This window comes from Stomatobaculum sp., assembly GCF_057248925.1.
The window spans coordinates 17811-44138 of record NZ_DBHIHF010000003.1 but is presented as its reverse complement, the minus strand read 5'-3'; the positions used below and the strand labels follow the sequence as shown (position 1 = coordinate 44138).

Sequence of the window (26328 nt, the reverse complement as noted above, 5' to 3'; positions counted from 1 at the left end):
AAGAGATGTATTGCAGGTATTGCGGGAGCAAGTTAAAGCCGGGGGCAAAATTTTGTACGAGCTGCGGCATGAAAGTCGAGTCGTCCGAAAAAACAGAGGAGACCGGGGCCAAAGCGGCGACAGCGACAGCGCAGACGGATACTGCGGCAACTGCGAGAGCGGAAGCGGAGGCAACGACAGCGGAAGGCGCGGAGAAGAAACTGACAGAGCGGAAAGAGACGGAACCCAAAAAGACGGAACAAAAAAAGGCGGAACAGCCCAAGCCGTCCGCGTCAACGCCGCCGGAAGAAAAGAAGACAGAGGGCGGGAAGTCGAAAAAGGGACTTCTTCTGATTCCCCTCTTTCTGCTGCTCGCCGGGCTCGGCGTGGTTCTCGGCATCCGAATCGGCTCGGGGCTCGGGCCCGGAGGCGGTTCAATCAAGCAAAACGACCCGTTTGCGAAGCGGGACACACAGGAGAGCGGCAAGGCGGCCACAGCGGAAAGCGGCGAGAGCGGCGCAGACAGGGAGAGCGCGGAGAGCAGTGCGAAGAGCGGGAGCGAGGGCGCAAAGCGCGAGGAGAAGCTGGTGCTTGCAGCCGAGAATACCGAGCTCGGCACCCTGCAGCGAAAAATCGCAGAGCTAAACAGCACGGCGGCGGCTGCCCAGCGCATTGACCTGTCGGCGGTCAACCACGCGGTCGGCACCAGAAATCCGGGCGAGAGCTGGAATTCGGATGTCTTTTACACGCTCGAGGGCTATGAGAACCGCCCGGGCTATGTGAACAAGAACCTTTGCCGCCTCGAGCAAAAGCAGCTCATCAACGCGGCGACCGGAAACCGGATTGACTATGTCATCTACATCAACCCGAACGACGGTGTCGCGAACAAGATTGTCGCAATCGAATACCTGGTCAGCGGGAGTTTGCAGGTCACGGAGTACTACTACGACGCGAACCGCATGCCGCGCTTTGTCTATCAGTACGACATTGACAACTATGTCGCGGGCTATGCGGTGCCGGAGAAGCCGGGACAGCGCTTCCTCTTCGGCAGTGACACGCTGCTCACCTGGAGAGAAGTCCGGGACGGCGGCTTCAAGTGGAACTGTGCGGCCAATGCGACGGAGGCTGAGCGGCTCCGGAAGTCCTGGCCCGCCAACACGATTTTTCTCTACCAGAATGAGAGTGCCGATATGCGGCGCGCCTTCGACGAGCGGGAATCGATTATGTTGAATGCCGCGTACAACACCTATGAGACCGTGATGAACGCGCAGAACCTGACGAGTATCAGCGGCTATGCCTACGACGAGCAGGGCAACGGCATAGGCGCGGCGGCGGTCCGGCTTTACCGGAACGAGGACGGCAAGCTGCTCTACGAGAGTCAGACCGATGCGGACGGCAAGTACCAGATTTATGTGCCGAGCGAGGCGAGACAGTACATGCTGCAAATTGCAAAGCAGCCCTATCAGGCCTGCGAAATTTACGGCATCGGTGTCGAGAGCGACCAGCTGGTCGCCTACCAGACACCGGTATACCTCTTCGAGCGCGGCGGCGCGACCATCGACTACCGCCTGAAACTCGGCGATGCGCTCCACTACAACGAGAGCCGGAGCGGCATGCAGACCGTCATCGCCTCGGCGATCAATCTGCGCGAAGGCATCAATAACCGCACGGGTACCATTGTCGCGACCGCAAAGGCCGATGAGTCCGGCGAGGCGGATGTACAGCTGAAGCCGGGCGTCTACACGGTCGAGCTGATTGCGAGCGGCTACGAGACGGTCTACGACACGCTGGTCGCGCGGCAAAACGGCGAGACCGAGCGGGAGTTCTTTGCGGCGCCGACGGTCGGTTCGGGACAGGTGTCGATTGTCCTGACCTGGGGCGCGGTGCCATCGGATCTTGACTCTCACCTCTTTACGCAGCGCGGCACCGAGACCTCGCATGTCTGGTTCGGCAGCAAGGAGGACGCGTTCGGCAACGACCTCGATGTCGACGACACGAGTTCCTACGGGCCGGAGACCGTGACCATCAAGCAGTTCTCCGCGCAGGACTACTACAAGTACTGTGTCTTTGATTTCACGAACGGCGTGCGGGAAAATACGCAGAGCTATGAACTTTCGAACTCGGGCGCGACCGTGCAGGTCTACACAGATCAGGGCCTCGCGGCGACCTACCATGTGCCGACCAACCGGCCGGGCGTAGTCTGGGAAATCTTTGAAATCCGAAACGGCAGAATCACGCCGATTCAGCGCTATTATAACTATGTGAGCAGCCAGGACTGGTGGATGCACAGTTAAAGAAAGCGAGATTTCCTTTCTTGCATTTTTGCAGGCACACGGTTAGAATGAAATAGAAAGATAATTCATTTCCGCAGCAGATACAGGAGGAGAAAAGCCATGGTTAAAGTTGCGATTAACGGATTTGGACGCATCGGACGTCTTGCGTTCCGTCAGATGTTTGAGACCGAGGGCTATGAAGTCGTTGCGATCAACGACCTCACGAAGCCGGAGATGCTCGCACATCTTCTGAAGTACGACACTTCGCAGGGTAGCTTCCTCGGCAAGATCGGCGAGGGCAAGCACACGGTCGAGGCAGGTGAGGATTCCATCACCGTCGACGGCAAGAAGATTACGATTTACAAGGAAGCGGACGCAAAGAACCTTCCGTGGAAGGCTCTGGATGTCGATGTTGTCCTGGAGTGCACCGGTTTCTATACCTCGAAGGAGAAGGCTTCGGCTCACCTCGAGGCAGGCGCAAAGAAGGTTGTCATCTCGGCACCGGCAGGCAACGATCTGCCGACCATCGTGTTCAACGTCAACGAGAAGACGCTGACCAAGGAAGACAAGATTATTTCCGCAGCTTCCTGCACGACGAACTGCCTCGCACCGATGGCAAAGGCACTGAACGACTACGCGCCGATTCAGTCCGGCATCATGAGCACCATTCACGCTTATACCGGCGATCAGATGATTCTCGACGGCCCGCAGAGAAAGGGCGATCTCAGAAGATCGAGAGCCGGCGCTGCGAACATTGTCCCGAACTCCACCGGTGCCGCGAAGGCGATCGGCCTGGTCATCCCGGAGCTGAACGGCAAGCTCATCGGTTCCGCACAGCGTGTCCCGGTCACGACCGGTTCCACGACCATCCTGGTCGCGGTTGTCGCGAAGGATGAGGTCACGAAGGAAGAGATTAACGCAGCGATGAAGGCAGCGGCAAACGAGTCCTTCGGCTACAACACGGACGAGATTGTCTCCTCCGATGTGATCGGCATGCGCTACGGCTCCCTCTTCGATGCGACCCAGACCATGGTCAGCAAGATCGCGGACGGCTGCTATCAGGTGCAGGTGGTCTCCTGGTACGACAACGAGAACTCCTACACGAGCCAGATGGTTCGCACGATCAAGTACTTCGCAGAGCTGTAAGCATCTGCTTTTGCAAGGCGACTCTCGCGGGTCCGGTCTTTGGACCGGGCCCGCTTTTTTATGACAAAGACGGAGGACAAGCATGTTAAACAAGAAGACCGTAGACGATCTCAAAGACTTAAAGGGCAAAAAGGTACTGGTGCGCTGCGACTTCAACGTTCCGCTGAAGGACGGCGTGATTCAGAACTATAACCGCATCGACGGCGCGCTGCCGACCATCAAGAAGCTCCTCGACCAGGGCGCAAAGGTGATTCTCTGCTCCCACCTCGGCAAGCCGAAGGGTGAGCCGCTGCCGGAGATGAGTCTCGCTCCGGTCGCACCGGCACTTTCCGAGCGCCTCGGTGTTCCGGTCAAGTTTATCTCGGACCCGCAGGTGACCGGCGAAGAGACCCGGAAAGCGGCTGCGGACTTAAAGGACGGCGAGGTGCTGCTCCTTGAGAATACGCGCTACCGCGGCGAGGAGACCAAGTACGGCAAGGACGAGGCGGCCGAGAAGTACGCGGAAGAGCTCGCGGCGCTCTGCGACAACGGCATTTTTGTCGATGACGCGTTCGGCACCGCGCACCGCGCGCACTGCTCGAATGTCGGCGTCACGAAGCACTGCAAGGAGAATGTGGTCGGCTACCTCATGGAGAAGGAGATCCGCTTCCTCGGCCAGGCGGTCGAGAACCCGGTGCGCCCCTTTGTCGCGATTCTCGGCGGCGCAAAGGTCTCGGATAAGCTGAATGTCATTAACAACCTGCTCGACAAGGTGGATACGCTGATCATCGGCGGCGGCATGGCGTATACCTTCTTAAAGGCAGAGGGACAGAGCATCGGCAACTCGCTCTGCGAGGAGGATAAGCTCTCGTACTGCCTCGACATGCTGAAGAAGGCGGAGGAGAAGGGCGTGAAGCTTTTACTCCCGGTGGACCATGTTGCGGCGGAGAAGTTTGCGGCCGATGCACCGCACAAGGTGGTCGATGAGATTCCGGAGGGCTACATGGGCCTCGACATCGGACCGAAGAGCATTGCGCGCTTCACCGAGGCGCTGCAGGGCGCAAAGACCGTGGTCTGGAACGGCCCGATGGGCGTCTTCGAGTTTGAGGCGTTTGCGGCGGGCACGCTGGCAATCTGCAAGGCAGTCGCAGAGCTGAAAGATGCGACGACTGTGGTCGGCGGCGGCGACTCCGTGAACGCGGTGAAGCGCCTCGGCTTCGCGGATCGCATGACGCACATCTCGACCGGCGGCGGCGCTTCGCTCGAGTTCCTCGAGGGCAAGGAGCTCCCGGGTGTTGCGGCGGCGGATAACAAGGACTGAAGGAGCGAGAGATGAGAAGAAAGATTATTGCGGGCAACTGGAAGATGAACATGACGCCGACCGAGGCGAAGGCACTGGCGACCACGCTGGCGCCGCTCGTCAAGAACCCGGAGGTCGACGTAGTTTACTGCGTGCCGTTTATCGATATCTTCCCGGTCAAGGAAGTGATTGCGGGCACGGCCGTGCATCTCGGCGCGGAGAATGTCTACTTCGAGGAGAAGGGCGCCTTCACCGGTGAGACTTCCCCGGCGATGTTAAAGGACGCGGGCGTCGAGTATGTGATCATCGGCCACTCCGAGCGGAGAGAGTATTTCCATGAGACCGATGAGATCATCAACAAGAAACTCTTAAAGCTTCTCGAGCACCAGTTTAAACCGATTCTCTGCTGCGGCGAGAGCCTTGCGCAGCGCGAGGCGGGCGTCACGATGGACTTCATCCGGATGCAGTTAAAGCTCGCGTTTCAGGGCGTCAGCGCTTCGGATGCGGCGAAAGTCACGATTGCCTATGAGCCGATTTGGGCGATCGGCACCGGTAAGACCGCAACCGTCGCACAGGCCGAGGAAGTGTGCCGCGGCATCCGCGAGACCGTGAAGGAGCTCTACGGCGAGGCGATTGCCGAGGAAATCCGCATTCAGTACGGCGGTTCGATGAACGAGAAGAACTGCAAGGAGCTGCTTGCGGAGCCGGACATCGACGGCGGCCTGATCGGCGGCGCGTCCTTAAAGCCGGAATTCGGAAAAATCGTAAACTACAAGGCACTCTGAGCCTTTTGGTGGGCTTCATACAGAGGGCGGCATCGCTTCGGCGGGCCGCTCTTCTTTTGTCGGAAAGTAAGTTGACAGAGATAGAGTAACGGTGTATTATGCGGATAGTAAGCTATTTCGCATAACGGTGTGCGGTGAGTTCACGAAAAGTTTACGGACTTTCGAGGACCGTTTGTAATGGTTGCCGGTTATTTATGGTAAAATGGCTTCGTTATAACAGATTCATACAGCAAAGCGAGGTACCGGAATGATTCGTGGAAGAAAATCCCTTGCATGCCTACTGAGTGCGGTCGCGGTGGTGAGCACCGTGGCCTCTCCGCTCAGCGCCTATGCAAATACAAGCAGTAACTTTGCGTATCGCCGTCAGGTCATAGCGCTCTCGGGCATTATGCCGACCACCGGCGGCATGTCCGAAAAGGTGACGCGCGCACAGTTCGCGCAGATGTTGGTCAGAGCCTCCGCGTATCGCAGTGTGCTCACGAAGACCAGCAATGTCTCCGTCTTCGCGGATGTGAAGTCGGGCGATGAATATGCGGCTTCGATTCGGCTTGCGGCGGAGCAGGGCTGGATGACCGGCTATCTCGGCGGCAAGTTTAAGCCGTCCGAACCCGTGCGCTTAAACGAGGCGGCAAAGGGCGTGCTGGGGCTCCTTGGTTACACGGCGGATGATTTTGCGGGCGATCAGTTCAACAAGCGCATGGCGCAGTATGCGAATTCCGACTTAAACGAAAACATCGGCTACAGCGACCCGCAGACCGAACTCACGAAGGCGGACTGTGTGAATCTCTTTTATAACCTCCTGAAGGCAAAGCAGAAGAGCGGCACGGTCTATGCGGGCGTTTTGAATGCCGAGGTCGATTCGAACGGCGAGGTGAACGCGCTCAAGATGGCGGACAATACGACGCGCGGCCCGAAGGTCGCGGAGAGCCGCACCCAGGTCGACAACATCATCCCCTTCCGCCTGGACGATGCGACCATCTTCATGAACGGCAGAGAGGTGCAGAAAGAAGCGCTCTACGCGGCGGCCGCGCAGTATGCGGTCATCTACTACAGCTCGCAGACCAAGACGGTCTGGGCCTACAATGCGGACACCGATTCCGACGCCGACAAGCGCGTGGCGCGCGGCGTGGTCGAGGCCATCTACTATCAGAACACGAACACGCTCACGCCGAGCGCGGTCAAGCTGGACGACGGCAATGTCTATCAGCTCAATTCGACCGAGATGCAGTTTGTGTTTTCGGTCTACGGCAGCGTGAAGGTCGGCGATCATGTCGTATTGATTTACCAGGTTGCGGGAAGCGGCGCGGCGACCGAAGACGGTGAGGCGAGCCAGAGCTTCAGCGTCGTGGACTATGTGGAGCCGTAAGCGGAAAGGGGGCAGGCAGTGGCAGAAGAAGTAAAGCCGAAGAAGAAAGGGCTCAGCAGAGGGGCAAAGCGGAACATCCGGCGCGCGGTCATCGCGCTCGCGGTTCTCGGGCTCGGTGGTGCCTTTGTGCACAGCCGCATGGCGGCGGCCAAAAAAGCGGCGGCGGCAAGCATGGCGGTGGACACCGGCAAGGCGACCGTCGAGGACATCACTCAGAAGATTTCCTCGACCGGCACCATTTCCGCAAAGGACACCTATTCGATCACCGCGCTCGTGCAGAGCGGCACCATCACCGAGGCGAATTTTGAGGTCGGTGACCATGTCGCGAAGGATCAGGTTCTCTACCGGATCGATGACAAGCTCGCGGCCTCGGAGATGAAGAGCGCGGAGAGCGCACTCGCGCGGGCACAGAAGAGCCTCGCCTCGGCGACGGCGGACTTACAGGACGCGCAGAGCAAGTACGGCGACGGGGTCTATAAGGCGACCCGCGCGGGCTATGTGACCAAGGTCTATGTGACGGACGGCGAAAAAATTTCGGGCGGCGCGACGCTCGTCGACCTGACCGATGAAACGAGCATGAATGTGCGCATTCCGTTTCTCTCGGGCGAGGCGGATCTGATTCAGGCCGGCGCCCCGGCGACCTTGACGCTCTCGGACACGCAGGAGCAGGTCGAGGGCACGGTGGTCGCGGTCGGCGCGCAGGAGAGAACCCTGACGGGCGGCCGCCTTGTGAAAGATGTGACAATTTCCCTGAAGAACCCGGGCGGTCTGACGAGCAACACCTCGGTCAGCGCGACGATCAACGGCTTCCGCTGCGTCGAAGAGGGAAAGTTTGAGGCGCACTACACGACCAATATGGCGGCGGATCTGCCGGGCGCGGCGGACAGCGTGAAGATTCTGGTGCATGTCGGCGATTACATTCAGCCCGGGACGCCGATTTTCACGATGACACCGAAGTCCGTGAAGGACATGCTCGAAACCTATTCGGACAAGGTCGACAGCGCGCAGAGCGGTGTCGAAGGCGCGCAGAAGGGCGTGGACAGCGCCAAGGAGACGCTCGACAACTACACGATTAAATCCCCGATTGACGGCGAAGTCATCACAAAGAGCTATAAGGTGGGCGATAAGCTCGGCGGCGCGGGCATGAGCGGCACGAAGTCCGCGACGACGCTCGCGACCATCTATGACATGAGCGCCTACACATTTAAGATGGCGATTGACGAGACGGATATCTCGAAAATTCAGGTGGGACAGCGCGTCGAAATCACGGCGGATGCAATTCCGGGCGAGACCTTCGGTGGCACGGTCACGAATATCAGCCTCGAGGGCAGCTCCCAGGGCGGTGTCTCGACCTATCCGGTGACGGTCACGCTCGACAACACCGAGAAACTCCTGCCGGGCATGAATATCAACGCGAAGATTGTGATCGGTTCGGCTTCGGGCGCGCTCTGCATTCCGGCGGATGCGCTGATGCGGAACAACCAGGTCTATGTGAAGGACGACTCGGTCACCGAGGCCAAGGGCGAGGTCCCGGCGGGCTTCCGCGCGGTCACGGTCGAGACCGGTCTCATCAACGGCGACAAGGTGCAGATCACTTCGGACAATATCAAGGCGGGCGATGAAGTCTATGTGCAGCCCAAGGCACCGGACACGAGTGACAGCATGAGTATGTACATGAACGGCGGACAGAGCGCGGAGGGCGAGGCCGGCGGAAGCGGCGGTGAAGCGAACGGCGACACGGCAGGCGGCGAAGCGCAGGGCGGTGACGCGAATGGGCAGAATTAAGACGGTCCACATCCCCCAGGGCGAAGTTCTGATTGAGATGAAGGACATCTGCAAGACCTATGTGATGGGCGATGAGGTCGTGCACGCAAACGACCACTTAAACCTCACGATACGGATGGGCGAATTTGTCGCGATTGTCGGCAAGTCCGGCTCGGGCAAGTCCACACTCATGAATATCATCGGCGCGCTGGATGTGCCGACTTCCGGCACCTACCTGCTCGGCGGGGAGGATGTCGGCGACATGACGCAGAACGAGCTCGCGGATATCCGGAACCGTATGATAGGCTTCATCTTTCAGCAGTACAACCTGCTGCCCAAGTTAAACCTCCTCGAGAATGTGGAGCTCCCGCTCCTCTACGCGCATGTGCCGGGCGACAAGCGAGAAGAGCGCGCCCTGCAGCAGCTGGAGCGCGTGGGGCTCGGCGACAAGGCGCGAAACATGCCGAACCAGCTCTCGGGCGGTCAGCAGCAACGCGTCTCGATTGCGAGAGCGCTCGCCGGAAATCCGTCTCTTTTGCTCGCCGACGAGCCGACCGGTGCGCTTGACTCGAAGACCAGTCGTCAGATTCTCGACTTTTTCAAGGAGCTGCACAAAGAGGGCAATACCATCGTCATGATCACGCACGACAATTCGATTGCGGTGCAGGCGAAGCGCGTCGTGCGGATTCAGGACGGAAAGATCAATTTTGACGGGAAGGCGGAGGACTATGCTGCAATCATTTAAACTCGCCTTAAAGAGCATCTGGAGCAACAAGGTGCGCTCCGCCCTCACCATGTTCGGCATCATCATCGGCGTGGCCTCCGTCATCATCCTCGTGAGTCTGATGAACGGTTATCTGAACAGTCAGATTTCCCAGTGGGGCGATCTCGGCGCGACGAATATCAATATCACGGTCGTGAACCAGCCGAGCCGCTCGGTCACCATGGATGAGATGTATGCCTATCTCGCTGACCACAGGGATCTGTTTGCCGGCATGAGCCCTACGGTCTCGCCGGGGGACGGAACCCTGAAGGTCGGCAACAAGAAGTCCGAGGGCACCACAATCACAGGTGTCAGCGAGAGCTATGCGTCTCTCGTGGACAAACAGTTGGAACAGGGGCGCTTTCTCAGCTACGCGGATGTGCTCTCGAAGCAGGAGGTCTGTGTCATCGGGCCTTACACGGCGAAGCGGCTGTTCGGCTCTCCGGAGGCCGCGCTCGGCGAAAAGGTTACCTACGGCGGCGTGAATTTGACCGTCATAGGTCTCCTCAAGCAGAAGAGCAAAGGCAAGATGGAAGAGAGCGGCACGGACGATGTGCTTCTGCTGCCGTATTCGACGGCGCTCAAGATGGCGCACACGGCGCAGCCTTCGGCCTATCTCTTTGCGGCGAGCAGCACGGACAAGGCGGCTGTTCTGAACGCCAAAAAGTCGCTCGAAGACTATCTCCACGGTATTTTCCACAACAAAAAGCACTACACACTGATGGCCATGGTCGAGATGCTCGACCAGATCAACCGGATGATGGCGCAGATGTCGGTATTAATCGGCGGCATAGCGGGTATCTCGCTCTTTGTCGCGGGCGTCGGCGTCATGAATATCATGCTGGTTTCGGTCACCGAGCGGACGCGGGAAATCGGCATCCGGAAGGCGCTCGGCGCGCGTCCCGGGGTCATTTTACAGCAGTTCGTGCTCGAGGCGATTACGACCTCGGTGCTCGGCGGTCTGATCGGTATCGGCATCGGCAGCGGAATTCTGAATATCGTCGGAATGTTCCTCGGCTACAGCGTTGCGGCGACGCCGAAGGCAATTTTCATCTCGTTTACCGTCTCGGTGGCGATCGGCCTCTTTTTCGGCTATATGCCGGCAAAGCGCGCGGCGGCACTGAATCCGATCGACGCGTTGCGGAGCGAATAAAGAGAGACAGGTACAAAAAAAAGTCAGGTCGAAAGACCTGACTTTTTTGTCTCAAATCAAAGAATCTGTGTCCCCGCTCTGTCTCAGGGATGTTCGACCGACGCTTCGTCGCAGGCGGCGGCTTCTGTCTCAGCGGAAGCCGCCGCTGCATCTTCGGTCGCTGTCACTGCGGCGGACAGCGTCTCAGCGCTGTCTGCCGCCTCAGCTTCGTGTTCGGTCGGAACCGCTTCCGCTGTGTCCTGCGGTTCCGTGCTATACGGTGCCGTTGCGCTGTGTTGCTCGGCGCTGACGGATGCATCCGGTTTCTTCAGCACGGCCTTTCCGTAGTGGCCGCTCTCAAAGAGTTTCTTGTAGAGTTCCTCGGAGAGGGCCTCTATGTAGCCTTCGTCCATGCCGTCGTAGCGCTGTAAGAAGCAGTCCTGAATAAAGTCGAAGCGCTTCAGGGCGAGCGCCTCCGCGCGGAGCGGATGGCGGGTTGCACCGAGAATTTCGAGGTCAATCTGCTCCGGCGCATAGCTTGCGAGGAACCAGCGCTCCAGTTCTTCGGTGATGCGCTGTTCCTCCTCGATGTGCGAGTAGGCGCGGGAAGCTTCCCGGCGCGTTTTCCAGTAGAGACCGAAGGCACCGAGCGCAAAGACAAGGAAGAAAAAGCGCATCAGTGCGGTGGTCGGCAGAGCGAAGGGGAGATGCAGCTGTTGACCGAAGCTTAGCAGCGTTAGCACGCTCATCACGATGCCGACAATCAAAAAGGCCGAGGCCGAGGAACTCAAATCTTCATAGCGATCTTCCTGGCGCACATAGAGGCGGGGGGTCTCCCGCGAGGTGCGGTCGGAAGCAGGTTCGTTTACTTGCATAGCGTCATCCTTTCGCGCGGCTTGGAACAGCCGTTGTTTACTCAAAGTATACTACAAAGCGGGCTTTTTTGCGACAGGCGCTGTGCAGCTTTCCTTTTTGCGGGAAGCTGTGTAGAATAAAGAGTAACACGCGCTGCATCGCAGCGCGAAGGTCAAGTCGAGAAAGGAGTGTTCCGATGCCGCAGCATCCGCCGTTTCCGAAAAAGCTGCCGCCTCTGCGCCTCAAAAATATCCTCATTGTGCTGTTTCTTCTTGTGGGGCTTCTGCCGCTCTGTCTCGCTGTGTCGGTGGCGACCAACAGTTTCCGGCAAAGTCTCCTGGATACCCACAAGGCGGAAGTGCAGGAGAGAAGCGGCATCCTGTCGACCAAGCTGACCCGGACGGGGTATCTCCACAACCAGGACAAAAAAGATAACAGTCTGAATTCGGAACTCGAGATCATCGCGCAGAGCTACCACGGGCGCATTCTGGTCGTGGATCAGAACTATCGCATCATAGAGGATAGTTTCCATCTCGCCGAGGGGCGGTACCATGTCGCGCCGGAGGTGATACGGAGCTTTCGCGGCGAGAACGCGACCAACTACAATGCCGACAAGTACTACATGGTGCAGACCACGCCGATTTACGACTCCCTGGATGTAAAGGCGGAAGACAGAGTGGTGGAGGGGGTGCTTCTCTTCATCTCGTCCACGGAATTGCAGCGCACGGAATTGCAGGGGGTAAGTGAGACCCTGCGCATTTTTACGGTGGCGGTCGGGCTGCTGCTCGCGCTGCTCAGCGTGATACTGGCCTCTCTGATTCTGCGCCCGTTCGCGGAACTCCGCGCGGCGCTCCGCAAGGTGTCGGTCGGCAATCTGAATGAGACGGTCGAGCAGAACAGCTACCTCGTGACCGCGCAGATCAGCGAGGATGTCAACGCGACACTCCGGAAACTCCGCGCGCTGAACGAGTCGCGCCAGGAGTTTGTCTCGAATGTCTCGCATGAGTTAAAGACGCCGATTACCTCGATGCGCGTGCTCGCGGACTCCCTGATTTCGGCGGGCGATGCGCCGCTGGAGCTCTACAAGGAGTTCATGAGCGATATCTCGAAGGAGATTGACCGCGAGGCAAAGATTATCGACGACCTTCTGAGTCTGGTCCGCATGGACCGCTCGGGCACGGTGCTGAACCGGAAGGAGACCGATATGCACGAGATGCTCGAGCAGATTCTGAAGCGTCTCCGACCGCTCGCGAGAGTAAATCAGATTGAGCTGACCCTGCACACGGTGCGGGAGGTCACGGCCGAGGTGGACGAGGTGAAGTTCTCGCTCGCCATCATGAACTTAGTCGAAAACGGCATCAAGTATAACGGCAACCAGAAGGACGGCTATGTGCAGGTCACGCTCGATGCGGATCACCAGTTCTGCTATATCCGCGTCGAGGACAACGGCATCGGTATCCCGGAGGATCAGCAGGAACTGGTCTTTGAGCGCTTCCACCGCGTGGACAAGGCGCGCTCCCGTGAGACCGGCGGTACGGGCCTCGGACTTGCAATCACGAAGGAAATCATCCTTCTGCACCAGGGTATGATACGCCTGACCAGTGAGGTCGGAAAGGGCAGCACCTTCCTGGTGCGCATTCCGCTCAAATATATCGAGAGCAGCACGCCCGCCCAGGCGGCCTCGCAGAAGAAGAACCGGAGAGAACGGGGAAAGAGAGGTGAGGCGCGTGGCGAATAAACAAAAAGGGTGGCTGGTCCTGCTGCTCTGCCTGCTCTGCTTCTGCGGCTGCGGCCCAAAGAAAGCAGGCGCGGACCCGGCGGCGGGGCGCTATGCGATTTACTATCTGGACAAGACGGCGACCAAACTGACACCGCTCATTTACGAGACGCAGACCACGGACAAGAATCAACTGGTCGGCGAACTCATGCAACAGTTTCTGCATGTGCCGAGCGCCGAGGATCTGATCACGGCGACGGGAGACAAGACGCGTTACGAGTCCTTCAGTTTTGACGACAAGGTGCTCTATATCTACTTTGATGAGAACTACCAGGACTTGAAGACCGACCGGAAGACCCTCTGCTCGGCGGCATTGACTGAGACGCTCGCGCAGATCAAAGGCGTCGAACATGTCGGCATTTACAGCGGCGGGAAGCCGCTCGCCGGGGTGGACGGCAGTCTTCTGGGACCCTTTAGCGAAAACGATTTCGTGAACAGCGTCTCGGATGTGAACAGCTACGAGACCGTGGAACTGCCGCTTTACTTTGCGTCTGCGGACGGCAAAAAATTCACCGAGGAGACCCGTAGCGTGACCTACCGCGCGAATACCCTGCTCGAGCAGGTCGCGGTGGAGCAGCTGATTGCAGGGCCGCGGGGCAGCGGCAAGGCCATACTGCCGCCGGAGACCAAGCTGCTCAGCATCTCGGTCAATGAAAACATCTGCTATCTGAATTTCAGCAAGGAATTTCTGAATCCGGTCACAGGCGTGAGCCCTGATGTGAGCCTCTATGCGCTCGTGGACACCTTGACCGGACTCAAAACCGTACAGCGGGTTCGCATTTCGGTCGAGGGCTCGCAGTCCGTGCTGTTCCGGGATGCCATCTCTCTCGACGCGCTCTTTGAGCAGAATCTCGACTATGTCGGCAAGGGCCTGCCCGGGAATACCGCTTCGCCTAGCGAAACCGCCGCGACGGATGAATCGAAGTAAGCAGTCGGGTTGAAGTAAATTTATTTCATCATTAGAAAATTCATTTCGGAGAAAACAGAATATGAGACGTCCGCTGGAAGTACTGGCAGTCGGGGTTGTGCTTGGAGAGCTGCTTTGCCTCGCCGGAATCCGCGGAATCTTGCTTTTTCTGCTCTGCCTCTGCCCCGTGCTCTTAGCGCTTTTTCTGCGCGGGGTGAGGCGTCGCATCCTTCTTGTCCTTGTCCTCGGCGCAGTCGCCGGGGCGCTTCGGTTGCAGGCGGCCCTTTTGCCGGGCCGCGCCGAACGGCAGTTACAGCGCGCCGAGGGAGCCGCTGCGACCTTTCGCGGGCGCATTGCGGAAATCGAGCCGCGCGGCGAGCTGACGCGCGTCCGCTGCGGCAGCGTGTACCTTTTGCTGCGGGAGAGCAGCGGAGAGACCCTCGCGCTCGGGCGCGTATTGACGGCGAGCGGCAGCTTAAGCCCGATTGCGGCGCCGACCAACCCTGGAGAATTTGACTACCGGGCTTATTGCCGCGCGCGCGGCGTGACGCACCGCATGCAGGTGCGGCAGTATACCGTGGAGGGCAGGGCGAGTCCGCTCGCGGAGTGTCTCCGGCGCTTTCGAAGCGCCGCGCTGGAGCGGCTCAAAGCAGTCTGCCCCGAACAGGAGGCAGGCTATCTTGCCGCGCTCCTACTCGGCGACAAGCACGCGCTCAGCGAGGACTTCTACGATCTCTACCGGAAAAACGGCATTGCGCATCTGCTCGCAATCAGCGGGTTGCACACCGGTTTTCTGGGACTCGCGCTCTACCGCCTGCTTCGGAAAAAGTGCGGGCTTTCTCTGAGCGCTGTCGTCACGGCGCTGTTTCTCTGCCTTTATGCGGCATTGACCGGCGGAGACACCGGCGTTCTCAGGAGCAGCCTGATGCTCGGCCTCGGTTTTCTCGCGCTCTGCCTCGGCAGAAGCTACGATCTTCGGAGCGCTGCCGCCTTTGCCCTTCTGTTTCTTCTTTTCTTCTCGCCGCTTCAACTCTTTCAGTGCGGCTTTCAACTCTCTTTTCTCGCAGTCTTTTCGATCGGCGGTCCCGGCAAGGCACTCACGGAGCGCTTTGCGGCAAAGCGAAACCTTTGTGCCGCGTTTTTGCAGAGCCTCACGGTCTTTCTCGTCACCCTTCCCGTCATTTCCTACTGGTTCTTTTCCCTGCCGCCCTACGGCATCCTTCTCAATTTACTCGTCATTCCGATGACAGGTGCCCTGCTGTTACTCGGATTTGTGCTGCTCGCCGCGGCCTTCGCCGCGCCGCCGCTCGCGCTGCTTTGCGGACAAATTCTGCATCTTGCGCTCGGTGCGCAGATTCTGCTCTGTCGTCTCGCGGAGTGCCTGCCGTTTCACCGCATCCTGCTCGGGCGGCCTAGGGGGTGGCAGCTGGCTGTCTACAGCGTTTGCCTTGCGCTCGGCTTCCGGCTGCTGCTCGGCAGAGACTCTCGTCCCAAAGAGAAGCGGCAGCGGGAATTGCGCCGCGTGCTGTTGCTTTGCGCCGCACTCGGCGCGGGGCTTAGCCTCCTGCCGATCCGGAGCCGCGTGCCCCGTGTCTGGGTTCTCGACATAGGCCAGGGCGATGCCATCGTGATTGAACAGGGCAGCCGCTGCATCACGATAGACGGCGGCAGCACTTCGCGGCCGGACTGCGGGAAACAGGTCATAGAGCCGTTTCTCGAGAGCCGCGCGCTCGGAACCGTGGACGCTGCCTTTCTGACCCATGCGGATCTGGATCACACGAACGGACTGAGCTACCTTGCAAGCAGGGACTCGGGGATACCGGTGAAGCGCGTCATTTTGAATCCGGCGGCGGAGACCGATGCGCATTATGCGAAATTGATGGCTGCGCTCAGAGAGAATCCGGAGACAGAACTCTGTTTTATGGGCGCGGGCGATGTCTACGGGAATTTTCACTGTCTCTGGCCGCCGCGGGAAGCGCTGCCGGAGGAAGTCAACGAGCAGTCCTTAATCCTCCTCTTTACGGCAAACGGCAAGCGCTGCCTCTTTACGGGCGATGCGGGACAGCCGAGCGAGGAGAAACTGCTGGAGCGGCTTGCCGCCCCCGAACGGGCTGCCGAGCGCGCCGCGCTCACGGACATTGACCTCCTGAAGGTCGGGCACCACGGCTCAAGAGGGGCGAGCAGTGACAGCTTTCTCGCGTTGCTTTCGCCGGACTGCGCGCTGATTTCCTGCGGGCGGGGCAATTCCTACGGGCATCCGCACGCCGAGGCGATGGAGCGACTCCGCCGCCATGCGGAGCAGGTGCACAGCACGGCGAAGGAGGGAGCTCTCTCGGTGGAACTTGGGCCGAACTGAAAAAAGTCAAAAAATTAGCACTCATTTATTGACAGTGCTAATAACAGCTGCTATACTGATTACAGTTCAAAGAATGTTATATAGCATGTATAGCATTCGTAGCAAAGCGAGGTGAAGTGCATGAATATCAGCAAGTTTACACAAAAATCTCAGGAAGCGATTGCCGTAGCGGAGAAGCTGGCAATCCAGAACGGTAACCAGCAGATTGACGAAGAGCATCTGCTCAGCGCGCTGCTGACGGTTTCGGACTCCCTGATTGCAAGCCTCGTCGCAAAGATGGGAATACAGAAAGAAGCCTTTCTCAATGAGAGTGAGGCTCTGATTCAAAAGCTCCCGAAGGTGAGCGGCGGCGGGCAGGAATATGTGAGCGCGGACTTGAACCGCGCTTTGAACGGCGCGGAGGATGAGGCAAAGGCGATGGGAGATGACTATGTCTCCGTCGAGCATTTGTTCCTGAGTCTCTTAAAGAATCCGAACCGCGCCCTGAAGGAACTCTTCCGGACTTACGGCATTACCCGCGAGAAGTTCCTGCAGGCACTCTCGACAGTGCGCGGCAACCAGCGCGTCACCTCGGATAACCCCGAGGCAACCTACGACACGCTGAATAAGTACGGCTACGACCTCGTGGAGCGCGCGCGGGACCAGAAACTCGATCCCGTCATCGGCCGCGATGAGGAGATTCGGAACGCGGTTCGCATCCTGAGCCGTAAGACCAAGAATAACCCGGTTTTAATCGGTGAGCCCGGCGTCGGTAAGACGGCGGTCGTCGAGGGGCTTGCGCAGCGCATTGTGCGCGGCGATGTGCCGGAGGGACTCAAGGACAAGCGGCTCTTTGCGCTCGACATGGGCTCTCTGGTCGCAGGTGCCAAGTACCGCGGCGAATTCGAGGAGAGACTGAAGGCTGTGCTCGAGGAAGTCAAGAAGAGCGAGGGCGAGGTGATTCTCTTCATCGATGAGCTCCACACGATTGTCGGTGCGGGTGCATCCGAGGGCAGCATGGACGCCGGCAATATGTTAAAGCCGATGCTTGCGCGCGGCGAGCTCCACTGCATCGGTGCGACGACCCTTGACGAGTACCGGAAGTACATTGAAAAGGATCCGGCGCTCGAGCGGCGTTTCCAGCCGATTCTCGTGGATCAGCCGACCGTAGAGGATACGATTTCGATTCTCCGCGGCTTGAAAGAGCGTTATGAGAACTACCACCATGTGAAGATTCAGGACGGCGCACTGGTCAGCGCGGCCGTGCTCTCGGACCGCTATATCACCGACCGCTTCCTGCCCGACAAGGCAATCGATCTGGTCGATGAAGCCTGCGCAATGATTAAGACCGAGCTCGACTCTCTGCCGGCGGAACTCGATGAGATGAACCGCCGCCGTATGCAGCTCGAAATCGAGGCGACGGCGCTCCGGAAGGAGACCGACAACCTCTCGAAAGAGAGACTCGAGGCCATCGAGAAAGAGCTTGCCGAGAAGAAGGCAGCGTTTGCCGAGGCCAAGGCAAAGTGGGAGAACGAAAAGGCAAGTGTCTCGAAGCTCGCCGAGATCCGGCAGAAGATTGAGGATACGAACCACGAAATTCAGGCAGCACAGCAGGCCTATGACCTGAACAAGGCCGCAGAGCTTCAGTACGGCAAGCTCCCCGAGCTGCAGAAACAGCTTGCGGCCGAGGAGGCGAAGGTGCAGGGGCAGGACTTCTCGCTCGTGCACGAGGCAGTCACCGAGAATGAGATCGCAAAGATTATTTCCCGCTGGACCAACATTCCGGTCGCAAAGCTGACGGAATCCGAGAAGAATAAGACCCTGCATCTCGATGACACGCTGCATCGGCGCGTCATCGGTCAGGATGAGGCGGTACAGAAGGTCGCGGAGGCCATCCAGAGAAGCAAGGCGGGCATCAAAGATCCCTCGAAGCCCATCGGTTCCTTCCTGTTCCTCGGTCCGACCGGTGTCGGCAAGACCGAGCTCGCGAAGAGCCTTGCGGCGGCGCTCTTTGACGATGAGAGCGCCATGGTGCGGCTTGACATGTCGGAGTACATGGAGAAGTTCTCCGTGTCGCGCTTAATCGGAGCGCCTCCGGGCTATGTGGGCTACGACGAGGGCGGCCAGCTGACCGAGGCGGTCAGAAGAAAGCCCTACTCTGTGGTGCTCTTTGACGAGGTCGAGAAGGCGCATCCGGATGTGTTCAATGTCCTCTTGCAGGTGCTTGACGACGGCCGCATCACCGACTCGCTCGGGAAGACCGTCGACTTCAAGAACACGATTATCATTATGACGAGCAATCTCGGTTCCCAGTACCTTCTGGACGGCATTGACGAGCAGGGCAATATTAAGCCCGAGGCGGCTGCGGCGGTCGACGCCGATGTAAAGGCGCACTTCCGCCCCGAGTTCCTGAACCGGCTGGATGAAATCATCATGTTCAAGCCGCTCACGAAGCAGAATATCGGCGGCATTGTGGATCTCCTCTTACAGGAGACCAACGAGCGTCTCGCGGATCAGGAGATCTCGATCGAACTTACGCCTGCGGCCAAGCAGTATGTCGCGGACGAGGGCTACGATCCGGCCTTCGGCGCACGGCCGCTGAAGCGCTTCCTGCAAAAGCATGTCGAGACACTCGCGGCAAAGCTGATTCTGAGCAGCGACAGCGGACTTCACAAGGGCGCTGTGATTCGGATGGATGTCGACGAGAAGAAGGGTGGTCTCAAGGCGGAAGTGGTCGCCTGAAAGACAGGATCGGCGAAATCGGTATCAAAATAAGCTCCGGGAAACCGGGGCTTATTTTTGTGTCCGGAGAGGCTGTCTCGTCAATTTCCTGACATTGTGGTAAAATAGATAAAAATACAATCGCCGTGGGAAGGAAGTGCGTATGATTCGCGCCGTTTTTTGTTTCTTAGAGATTTTTTTATTTCTGGTTCTGGGTCTCCCGGTGCTCCTGGTGCTCTGGGTTTATCAGCTGTTCAACCCGCATCGCGTCTCGGAGCGCGCGCAGTGGTATGTCGCCTGGATACTCGGCATCATCACGCGGACCGCACTCGGCGGGAAGAAACTGACCGTCCTGGGACTCGAGAATATACCCCGGGACGAGGGCGTTGTCTTTATGGGCAACCACAGAAGTTATTTTGATATCATTTGCACCTATCCGATTCTCCCGGTGCAGACCGGTTTCCTTGCGAAGGACGGGCTCTATAAGGTGCCGTCGCTTCGCCGCTGGATGCAGCTTCTGCATTGCCAGTTTCTCGACCGGAAGGACATCCGGAAGGGCATGGAGACCATCAAGACCTGCACGGAACTCGTGAAAAACGGGATCTCGATCTGGGTATTCCCGGAGGGCAGCCGCGCGAAGAATTCGGATCAAACCGCACTGAGCCCCTTTCACGCGGGTAGCTTTAAAATTGCCGAGCGCGCGAATGCGTATATTGTGCCGGTCGCAATCTACGGCACCGATGTGCTCTGGGAGAATCAGTTTCCGGCAGTCCGACCGACCGACATCACGATTGAATTCGGCAAACCCTTCCGCGCGTCCGAACTGCCGCAGGAGATGAAGAAAAAGGTCAGCGAGTACACGGCGGCGCGGATTCACGAGATGCTGGTCGAAGAAGAGCGGCGCCGCGCATGAGTCAAGATACTTTCGGTTACGAGTGCTGTGACCGCCTGCCGCACGCAGAGCGCATTGTCTACCAAGGTCTCGAGGGGGCTTACAGCAATCTCGCGGCCGTGCGATTTTTTGCGAACTATCCGGAGGCGAGCTTTTCGCATGTGAAGACCTTTGATGCGGCGGTGCGCGCGGTCGATGAAGGCACGGGCGACTATGCTGTGCTACCGATCGAGAACTCGACAGCGGGCAGTGTCGCGGACAGCTACGACGCGCTCGCAAAGCGCGAGGTCTCGGTGGTCGGCGAGTATCTGCTGCCGGTTCGGCACGCACTGCTCGCGTGCGGCGACGCCGAACTCGCGGACATCCGGACCGTCTACTCGCACCCACAGGGCATCAAGCAGTGTGCGCCGTTTTTTGAGGAGCACCCGGAGATTGAGGCGGTCGCGGTCTCGAATACCGCCGTCGCCGCCCAGCTGGTGCAGGCGATGGGAAAAAGAAGTGCCGCGGCGATTGCCTCCGCCTATGCGGGACAAATTTACGGCCTCAAGGTGCTGATTCCGACTTTGAACTACCGCGCGGAGAATACAACCCGCTTTTTAATTGTCGGAAAAGAAAAGGTATACTTGCGTGGCGCAAAGACCGTGAGTCTCATGATGGAGACCCGCCACGAGGCGGGCGCGCTCTACCATGTGCTCGGCGCGCTTTATGCGGAGGGCATCAATCTGCTCCGTCTCGCGGCGCGCCCCGTGCCGGAAGTCAGCTGGGCGTACCGCTTTTTTCTCGATTTTGCGGGAAATCCGGAAGAAGGTACGGTGCAGCGCGCGCTCCGGGAAGTGGAGCGCCTCAGCACGAGTTTGCGTATTTTGGGTTGCTTCTAGGAGGAACTATGGCGTTAAAACGCTTTGCTTCGATTGACGTAGGGTCATTTGAAATCGAACTGGGTATCTATGAGCTCAGCAAGGGCGGCGGCATTCGCCTCGTGGACAATGTGCGTCATGTCATTGCGCTCGGCTCCGACACCTACCGGAACGGCGAGATCAGCTTTCCGCTCGTACAGGAACTGATCACCGTTTTAAAGGACTTTACCCGCATCATCGCGGAATATCGCTGTGAGGCGTACCGCGCCATCGCGACGTCCGCGATGCGCGAGGCGACGAACAGCGCGATTGTGCTGGATCAGATTAAAACCAGGACAGGGCTATCGGTACAGATTCTCTCGAATGCCGAACAGCGCATGCTGGTACTGAAGGCGCTCGCTGCCTGCGGCGAGCGCTTTGACGCGCTTGCGAATGAGGGAGCCGCCGTTGTGGAAGTCGGCTTCGGCTCCATGCAGGTGAATCTCTATGAGGCCGGAAAAATGCAGAGCACACAGAATTTGCGGCTCGGCGCGCTCCGGCTCCGCGACACGCTGCAGCAGCTAAACTCCGCGCGGGATGACAGAGAACGCATTCTGCAGGAGACCGTGGCCCACGAACTGGACATCTACGAGCACCTGCATCTTTGCGGGCGCCGTGTGAGACACTTGATTGCAATCGGCGACCCGATTCGCGTGCTCTATGACAAGATTATGCGCGCGCAGCAGCTGAATCCGGAAGAGGAGAGCTTTGCCGACATTGACAGGATGAAGGGACTCTACCAGTACGTGATTGCGCGCACCGAGGCCGAGCTCGAGGAGACGCTCGACTTAAATCCGGCGACCACGGGTGTCCTGCTGCCGGCAGCGGTGCTCTACCAGCGCATGGCGGAGACCGTCGGCGCGGAGAAGGTCTGGTTCCCCGGTACCCGTCTGATTGACGGTGTCGCGGCGGACTACGCCTTTGAAAAGCAGCTGGTGCGGCGCACGCACGACTTTGACGCGGATATTCTGGCGGCTGTGCAGGAACTCGCGACGCGCTACGGCGAGCGAACGGTGCACCGCCGCTACACGGTCGGCTGCGCCCTGCAGATTTTCGACGCATTGAAAAAGGCGCAGGGCTTCACGGCGCGCGACCGCCTGCTCCTCGAGATTGCGGCGACCTTGCATCACTGCGGGCGCTTCCTGAACATGGGCAATGCGAGCGAGTCGAGCGGCGACATTATCCGCGCGACCGAGATTGTGGGACTTTCGACCGAGGAACACGCGCTGATTGTACAGATTCTTCGAAATGAGGACGATGTCTTCGGGCGGCGCAACATTCCGCTCAAGGCGGCCAAATTTGCGGCCGTGATACGGCTCGCGAACGCAATGGACCGCTCGGCCAAGCAGAAGGCGGGCGCCTACCGTATCCGCCTCCGGGAGGACGGCAGTCTGCTGGTTGCGACCGATTTCGGCGGTGACATGACCCTGGAGTGCCTGAGTTTCGGACAGTGTATCCCCTCGTTCAGCAATGTGTTCGGCATCAGCCCGGTATTCCGGCAGAGAAGAAGCCTTGGGAGCGGCGTCGTATGAAGAGAGAAAACGAGAAGAAAAATAAAAAGCAGGGACAGCGGCAGGAGAAGACTCTGAACCTCGCAAATCCCGACTACTATGTGTGCCGCGAACTCTCGTGGCTCCAGTTCAATCTCCGCGTTCTGAATGAGGCGCGCGATAAAACCATTCCGCTCTTTGAGCGGCTCAAATTCCTGAGCATTGTGAGTTCCAACCTGGACGAGTTCTTCATGGTCCGCGTGGCCTCCCTGAAGGACCAGGTGCTCGCAGACTTCACGAAGCGGGACATCGCGGGGCTCACGGCGGCGGAGCAGCTGAAGAAAATCTCCAAAGAGACCCATGAGATGGTCGAACTGCAGTATCACAGCCTGAAGCGGAGTCTGCTGCCGGCGCTCGAGAAGGAGGGGGTGCATCTGATTGCCCGCCACGAGGAACTCGGGGAAAAAGAGCGGATCTTTGTGGACCGCTATTTTAAGGACACCATCTACCCGGTGCTCACCCCGATGGCGGTGGACTCTTCGAGACCTTTCCCGCTGATTCGGAATAAGACCTTGAATATCGCGGCGCGCATCCGGAAAAAAGAGCATGTAAAGCCCTTAATCCGCATCGAGGAGAAGAAGAAAAAAGGCGGCCAGCGCCCGGACTTTGCCATTGTGCAGGTGCCGTCGGTGCTTCCGCGCCTCGTGGAACTGCCGCCCGAAGTCACAGGTAGGCCGGCGGGAGAAAAGACCTTTATTTTGCTCGAGGAAATCATCGAGCGGAACATAAGCTCTCTTTTCTTAAACTACGACATCCTCGCGGCGCATCCGTTCCGCATCATGCGGAACGCGGAGTTTGAGCTGGACGAGGAAGAGGCAGCCGACCTTCTGGTTGAAATTCAGAAGAAGTTGAAGCGGCGGCAGTGGGGCGAGGCCATCCGCCTCGAAGTCGAAGAGGGCATGGACGAAGAACTCCTGAAAATATTGCAGGATGAGCTCGAGATTGAGTCGGAGGACCTCTTTTTTATCAACGGCCCGCTCGACCTGACGGTGCTCATGAAGCTCTATGGCGTCGGCGGCTTTGATCGCCTGAAACTTCCGAAACATGTCCCGCAGCCGGTGCCGGCGCTTGTGAACGAAAAGAGCATTTTCGCAAACATCCGCGAGGGCGATATTCTCTTAAGTCACCCCTATCAGTCCTTTGACCCGGTCGTGAACTTCATTCAGGAAGCGGCAAAGGACCCGGATGTGCTCGCCATCAAGCAGACCCTGTACCGCGTGAGCGGCAATTCGCCCATAGTCCAGGCGCTCGCGAAGGCGGCGGATAACGGCAAGCAGGTCACGGTACTGGTTGAATTAAAGGCGCGCTTTGACGAGGAGAATAATATTGTCTGGGCAAAGATGCTCGAGAAGGCGGGCTGCCATGTCATTTACGGTCTGCTCGGCCTAAAGACGCACTCGAAAATCACACTGATTGTCCGCTCCGAGGAGGACGGCATACGCCGCTATGTGCACCTCGGCACAGGGAACTACAACGACTCGACCGCAAAGCTCTACACGGATTTGGGGTTACTCACCTGTAAGCGTGAGTTCGGCGAGGACGCGACCGCTGTCTTTAACATGCTCTCAGGCTACTCGGAGCCGCTGTTCTGGAACCGGCTCATTGTCGCGCCGCTCTGGATGCGCGAGCGCTTTGTCCGCGAAATCGAGCGGGTGCGCGCGGCGGCGCGCGCCGGAAAACCCGCTTTCATCATGGCGAAGATGAACTCGCTCTCGGATCCCGATATGATACGGGAGCTGTACCGCGCGAGTATGGACGGCGTGCAGATCGATCTCATTGTCCGCGGTATCTGCTGCCTCCGGGTCGGCATACCGGGCATCTCGGAGAACATCCGTGTGCGCTCGATTGTCGGCAATTTTCTCGAGCACGCGCGCATCTTCCGCTTCTATGCGGACGGCGAGGAGACACTGTATCTCGGCTCGGCCGACTGGATGAGCCGGAACCTCGACAACCGCGTTGAGATTGTGTTCCCGGTCACGGACAGCGCAATCCGACAGGAAGTACAGCACTATCTGGAGACCGAACTCCGCGACAATGTGAAGGCAAGTATTTACCGCCCGGACGGCAGCTACGAGAAGGAAAACCGCCGCGGCAGAGCGCCGCTCAACTCGCAGGAAGTGTTTGCCGAGGAAGCGACGGCCGCAGCCGCGGTCGCGCACCTCGAAGAAAAGCAGCGCGGAAAGCAGGAGGAGAGAGGCTTCACGCCGTTACTCTGAGCAAAAAGGAGAAACATGGGTAAGAGAAAGAAAAATACAGGCAGTGCGGGGGGATTGCGGGAAGCGGACAGCAATGCGCTGCGGGCGGAAAAGAAGGTTGCGGCAAAGCGGGAGCAGCCGGGCGAAGCGGAGGACAGTCGGGCTTCTTGGCTTGCGGGCGCATGGGTCATGCTCATGTTCGCGCTCTTTCCGCTGATTTTTACCGACCACTACTTCAACATTCTGCAGACCAAGGATGTGACGTTCATTGTCCTGGCGCTGCTGCTCTCGGTCGGCATGGGCATCGTCTATCTGGACGGCGGCCGGAAATTCCGGCCGCTCGGCAGCCGGGAGGATTTAAACCGGGCCGATCTTTCGGTGCTCGCCTTTTTCGGCATTGCGCTGATTGCGACCTTGCTCTCCGGCAAGTTCTGGTTCCAGGCACTGACCGGGCTTGACGGCCGCTTTGTGGGTCTCTTTTACATCGCGTTAATCACGGCGGTCTATTTTATCGTGAGCCGGAATCTGCGCTTTTCCGGAAAGTACCTGACCGTATTTCTCGCGGTGGGGCTTCTGGTCTGCCTGCTCGGCTATACGGATTTCTACAACATGGACCTGCTCGGCTTCCGCACCGAGATGCTGCCGGAGCAGTATGCGATGTTCATGTCGACCTTCGGCAATGTGAACACCTATACGACTTATGTCGGACTTGTCGTCGGTGTTTCGGGCGCGCTGTTTGCATTGAGTGAAGAGAAGACCGGACGCCTCGTATTCTACTACCTGGTCTATCTGATTGCGATGCTCGCGTTGATTACCGGCGCCTCGGACAATGGCTACTTGAGTCTTGCGGGCTTTTTCGGGGCACTGCCCTTTGTCGCCTTCCGGAGCCGGAAGGGAAGAGCGCGCTACCTTCTGCTGTTTGCAACCATGTTGCTGGTCATCGACTATCTGACCGGAGTCAGCATCGCGAAGGTGGGCAAGGTGATTCCGATCTACGGTCTGTTCCTCGTCATCGGGAAACTGCCGGGGCTGCCGGTCATCGGCGCCGTGCTCGGTCTACTCGCGCTGGTACTTCTGTACCGCGAGAAGGGCAAAGAGGCTGTGCGGAGCCCGCACGCGGCGCTTTGGCTTCGCGGCTACGCGGCATTTTTGATCCTCGCGCTCCTCGCGCTGATCGGCCTCTTTGTCTATGCGAACAGCCTGCCCTATGAGACCGTGCACGCGAAGTTCGGAATGCTCGGCGATTATCTGAAATTCCGGAATGAATGGGGCACCTTCCGCGGCTATGTGTGGCGCGCGACGCTTGACGAGTACAGCAAGCTCCCCCTCTTGAACCGCATCTTCGGCAGCGGCCCCGACACCTATGTCGGCTACATGGTCACGAATCGCTGGAACGAGATGAATCAGATCACCGGGCAGTTCTACGACGCCGCCCACAACGAGTACCTGCAATATCTCTTCACCGTGGGACCGTTCGGTCTGCTTGCGCACCTCGGTATCCTCGTGTTCAGCGTGAGAGCCGCTTTTTCGAAGGCGAGAGCGCTGCGGGAGAGACAGGACGGGAGCCTTCCGCGGGTGTACAGCGCCTATCTCAACGCGCTCGGCATTGCGGTGATTTGCTATGCCTTCCAGGCTATCGTCAATATCAATGTTCCGGTCGCGGCCCCGGTTCTCTGGGCGCTTCTTGCGGTCGCGAGAGCGGCGGAGTGACAG

The 26328-nt window shown here is 58.8% G+C and carries 18 protein-coding genes; 17 read left to right on the top strand and 1 reads right to left on the bottom strand.

Annotation, left to right across the window (positions count from 1 at the left end; genetic code table 11):
* Positions 1-5: 5 nt before the first annotated feature.
* From ACO4XG_RS01445 to ACO4XG_RS01410, 8 genes are all read left to right on the top strand, one after another.
* Positions 6-2273 carry a zinc-ribbon domain-containing protein gene (locus ACO4XG_RS01445; protein ID WP_308508642.1) on the top strand — a complete coding sequence of 756 codons (2268 nt, stop codon included), beginning with the start codon at positions 6-8 and terminating at the stop codon, positions 2271-2273.
* Between the two features lie 99 nt (positions 2274-2372).
* Positions 2373-3398: a type I glyceraldehyde-3-phosphate dehydrogenase gene (gap, locus tag ACO4XG_RS01440; RefSeq protein WP_009533067.1), complete on the top strand. Its 1026-nt coding sequence runs from the start codon at positions 2373-2375 to the stop codon at positions 3396-3398.
* Positions 3399-3480: 82 nt separating this feature from the next.
* Positions 3481-4698, top strand: coding sequence for a phosphoglycerate kinase (locus ACO4XG_RS01435; protein ID WP_308508641.1), 1218 nt, complete (start codon positions 3481-3483; stop codon positions 4696-4698).
* 11 nt (positions 4699-4709) lie between these two features.
* Complete coding sequence (gene tpiA, locus ACO4XG_RS01430; RefSeq protein ID WP_308508640.1) at positions 4710-5462, top strand: triose-phosphate isomerase; 753 nt, start codon at positions 4710-4712, stop codon at positions 5460-5462.
* A 247-nt stretch (positions 5463-5709) separates the two neighbouring features.
* Entirely contained in the window at positions 5710-6828 is a 1119-nt protein-coding gene (locus ACO4XG_RS01425; protein WP_308508639.1) for an S-layer homology domain-containing protein, read from the top strand.
* Between the two features lie 18 nt (positions 6829-6846).
* Positions 6847-8613 carry an efflux RND transporter periplasmic adaptor subunit gene (locus ACO4XG_RS01420; RefSeq protein ID WP_308508638.1) on the top strand — a complete coding sequence of 589 codons (1767 nt, stop codon included), beginning with the start codon at positions 6847-6849 and terminating at the stop codon, positions 8611-8613.
* Positions 8600-9337, top strand: a complete 738-nt coding sequence (locus ACO4XG_RS01415) for an ABC transporter ATP-binding protein (protein ID WP_308508637.1) — start codon at positions 8600-8602, stop codon at positions 9335-9337. Before ACO4XG_RS01420 ends, ACO4XG_RS01415 begins: the two co-directional genes overlap by 14 nt.
* On the top strand, positions 9321-10508 hold the full coding sequence (locus tag ACO4XG_RS01410; protein WP_308508636.1) for an ABC transporter permease: 1188 nt from the start codon (positions 9321-9323) through the stop codon (positions 10506-10508). The genes ACO4XG_RS01415 and ACO4XG_RS01410 overlap by 17 nt, the downstream gene beginning before the upstream one ends.
* An 83-nt stretch (positions 10509-10591) precedes the next feature.
* Here the strand turns inward: ACO4XG_RS01410 and ACO4XG_RS01405 are convergent, their stop codons facing one another.
* A complete protein-coding gene (locus tag ACO4XG_RS01405; RefSeq protein ID WP_308508635.1) occupies positions 10592-11362 on the bottom strand; it encodes a hypothetical protein in 771 nt (256 codons plus the stop codon).
* A gap of 176 nt (positions 11363-11538) precedes the next feature.
* Here ACO4XG_RS01405 and ACO4XG_RS01400 point away from each other — a divergent pair, with 176 nt between their 5' ends.
* From ACO4XG_RS01400 to ACO4XG_RS01360, 9 genes are all read left to right on the top strand, one after another.
* Positions 11539-13080 carry a sensor histidine kinase gene (locus ACO4XG_RS01400; protein ID WP_308508634.1) on the top strand — a complete coding sequence of 514 codons (1542 nt, stop codon included), beginning with the start codon at positions 11539-11541 and terminating at the stop codon, positions 13078-13080.
* On the top strand, positions 13070-14047 hold the full coding sequence (locus ACO4XG_RS01395; protein ID WP_308508633.1) for a GerMN domain-containing protein: 978 nt from the start codon (positions 13070-13072) through the stop codon (positions 14045-14047). The genes ACO4XG_RS01400 and ACO4XG_RS01395 overlap by 11 nt, the downstream gene beginning before the upstream one ends.
* Positions 14048-14108: 61 nt before the next feature.
* On the top strand, positions 14109-16382 hold the full coding sequence (locus ACO4XG_RS01390; RefSeq protein ID WP_308508632.1) for a DNA internalization-related competence protein ComEC/Rec2: 2274 nt from the start codon (positions 14109-14111) through the stop codon (positions 16380-16382).
* 120 nt (positions 16383-16502) lie between these two features.
* On the top strand, positions 16503-19103 hold the full coding sequence (clpB, locus tag ACO4XG_RS01385) for an ATP-dependent chaperone ClpB (RefSeq protein WP_308508631.1): 2601 nt from the start codon (positions 16503-16505) through the stop codon (positions 19101-19103).
* A 142-nt stretch (positions 19104-19245) separates the two neighbouring features.
* Positions 19246-19995: a lysophospholipid acyltransferase family protein gene (locus tag ACO4XG_RS01380; protein WP_308508630.1), complete on the top strand. Its 750-nt coding sequence runs from the start codon at positions 19246-19248 to the stop codon at positions 19993-19995.
* Entirely contained in the window at positions 19992-20852 is an 861-nt protein-coding gene (locus tag ACO4XG_RS01375; RefSeq protein WP_308508629.1) for a prephenate dehydratase, read from the top strand. The genes ACO4XG_RS01380 and ACO4XG_RS01375 overlap by 4 nt, the downstream gene beginning before the upstream one ends.
* An 8-nt stretch (positions 20853-20860) precedes the next feature.
* Positions 20861-22402 carry a Ppx/GppA phosphatase family protein gene (locus ACO4XG_RS01370; RefSeq protein WP_308508628.1) on the top strand — a complete coding sequence of 514 codons (1542 nt, stop codon included), beginning with the start codon at positions 20861-20863 and terminating at the stop codon, positions 22400-22402.
* Positions 22399-24636 (top strand): RNA degradosome polyphosphate kinase, encoded by a 2238-nt coding sequence (locus tag ACO4XG_RS01365; protein WP_308508627.1) that lies wholly within the window; start codon positions 22399-22401, stop codon positions 24634-24636. The genes ACO4XG_RS01370 and ACO4XG_RS01365 overlap by 4 nt, the downstream gene beginning before the upstream one ends.
* Before the next feature lie 15 nt (positions 24637-24651).
* Complete coding sequence (locus ACO4XG_RS01360) at positions 24652-26325, top strand: O-antigen ligase family protein (protein WP_308508626.1); 1674 nt, start codon at positions 24652-24654, stop codon at positions 26323-26325.
* Positions 26326-26328: the final 3 nt, after the last annotated feature.

Bases quoted from the DNA above. Each gene is read 5' to 3' on its own strand.
- ACO4XG_RS01445 (WP_308508642.1), top strand. From the start codon at position 6: ATGTATTGCAGGTATTGCGGGAGCAAGTTAAAGCCGGGGGCAAAATTT.
- gap (WP_009533067.1), top strand. From the start codon at position 2,373: ATGGTTAAAGTTGCGATTAACGGATTTGGACGCATCGGACGTCTTGCG.
- ACO4XG_RS01435 (WP_308508641.1), top strand. From the start codon at position 3,481: ATGTTAAACAAGAAGACCGTAGACGATCTCAAAGACTTAAAGGGCAAA.
- tpiA (WP_308508640.1), top strand. From the start codon at position 4,710: ATGAGAAGAAAGATTATTGCGGGCAACTGGAAGATGAACATGACGCCG.
- ACO4XG_RS01425 (WP_308508639.1), top strand. From the start codon at position 5,710: ATGATTCGTGGAAGAAAATCCCTTGCATGCCTACTGAGTGCGGTCGCG.
- ACO4XG_RS01415 (WP_308508637.1), top strand. From the start codon at position 8,600: ATGGGCAGAATTAAGACGGTCCACATCCCCCAGGGCGAAGTTCTGATT.
- ACO4XG_RS01410 (WP_308508636.1), top strand. From the start codon at position 9,321: ATGCTGCAATCATTTAAACTCGCCTTAAAGAGCATCTGGAGCAACAAG.
- ACO4XG_RS01405 (WP_308508635.1), bottom strand. From the start codon at position 11,362: ATGCAAGTAAACGAACCTGCTTCCGACCGCACCTCGCGGGAGACCCCC.
- ACO4XG_RS01400 (WP_308508634.1), top strand. From the start codon at position 11,539: ATGCCGCAGCATCCGCCGTTTCCGAAAAAGCTGCCGCCTCTGCGCCTC.
- ACO4XG_RS01390 (WP_308508632.1), top strand. From the start codon at position 14,109: ATGAGACGTCCGCTGGAAGTACTGGCAGTCGGGGTTGTGCTTGGAGAG.
- clpB (WP_308508631.1), top strand. From the start codon at position 16,503: ATGAATATCAGCAAGTTTACACAAAAATCTCAGGAAGCGATTGCCGTA.
- ACO4XG_RS01380 (WP_308508630.1), top strand. From the start codon at position 19,246: ATGATTCGCGCCGTTTTTTGTTTCTTAGAGATTTTTTTATTTCTGGTT.
- ACO4XG_RS01375 (WP_308508629.1), top strand. From the start codon at position 19,992: ATGAGTCAAGATACTTTCGGTTACGAGTGCTGTGACCGCCTGCCGCAC.
- ACO4XG_RS01370 (WP_308508628.1), top strand. From the start codon at position 20,861: ATGGCGTTAAAACGCTTTGCTTCGATTGACGTAGGGTCATTTGAAATC.
- ACO4XG_RS01365 (WP_308508627.1), top strand. From the start codon at position 22,399: ATGAAGAGAGAAAACGAGAAGAAAAATAAAAAGCAGGGACAGCGGCAG.
- ACO4XG_RS01360 (WP_308508626.1), top strand. From the start codon at position 24,652: ATGGGTAAGAGAAAGAAAAATACAGGCAGTGCGGGGGGATTGCGGGAA.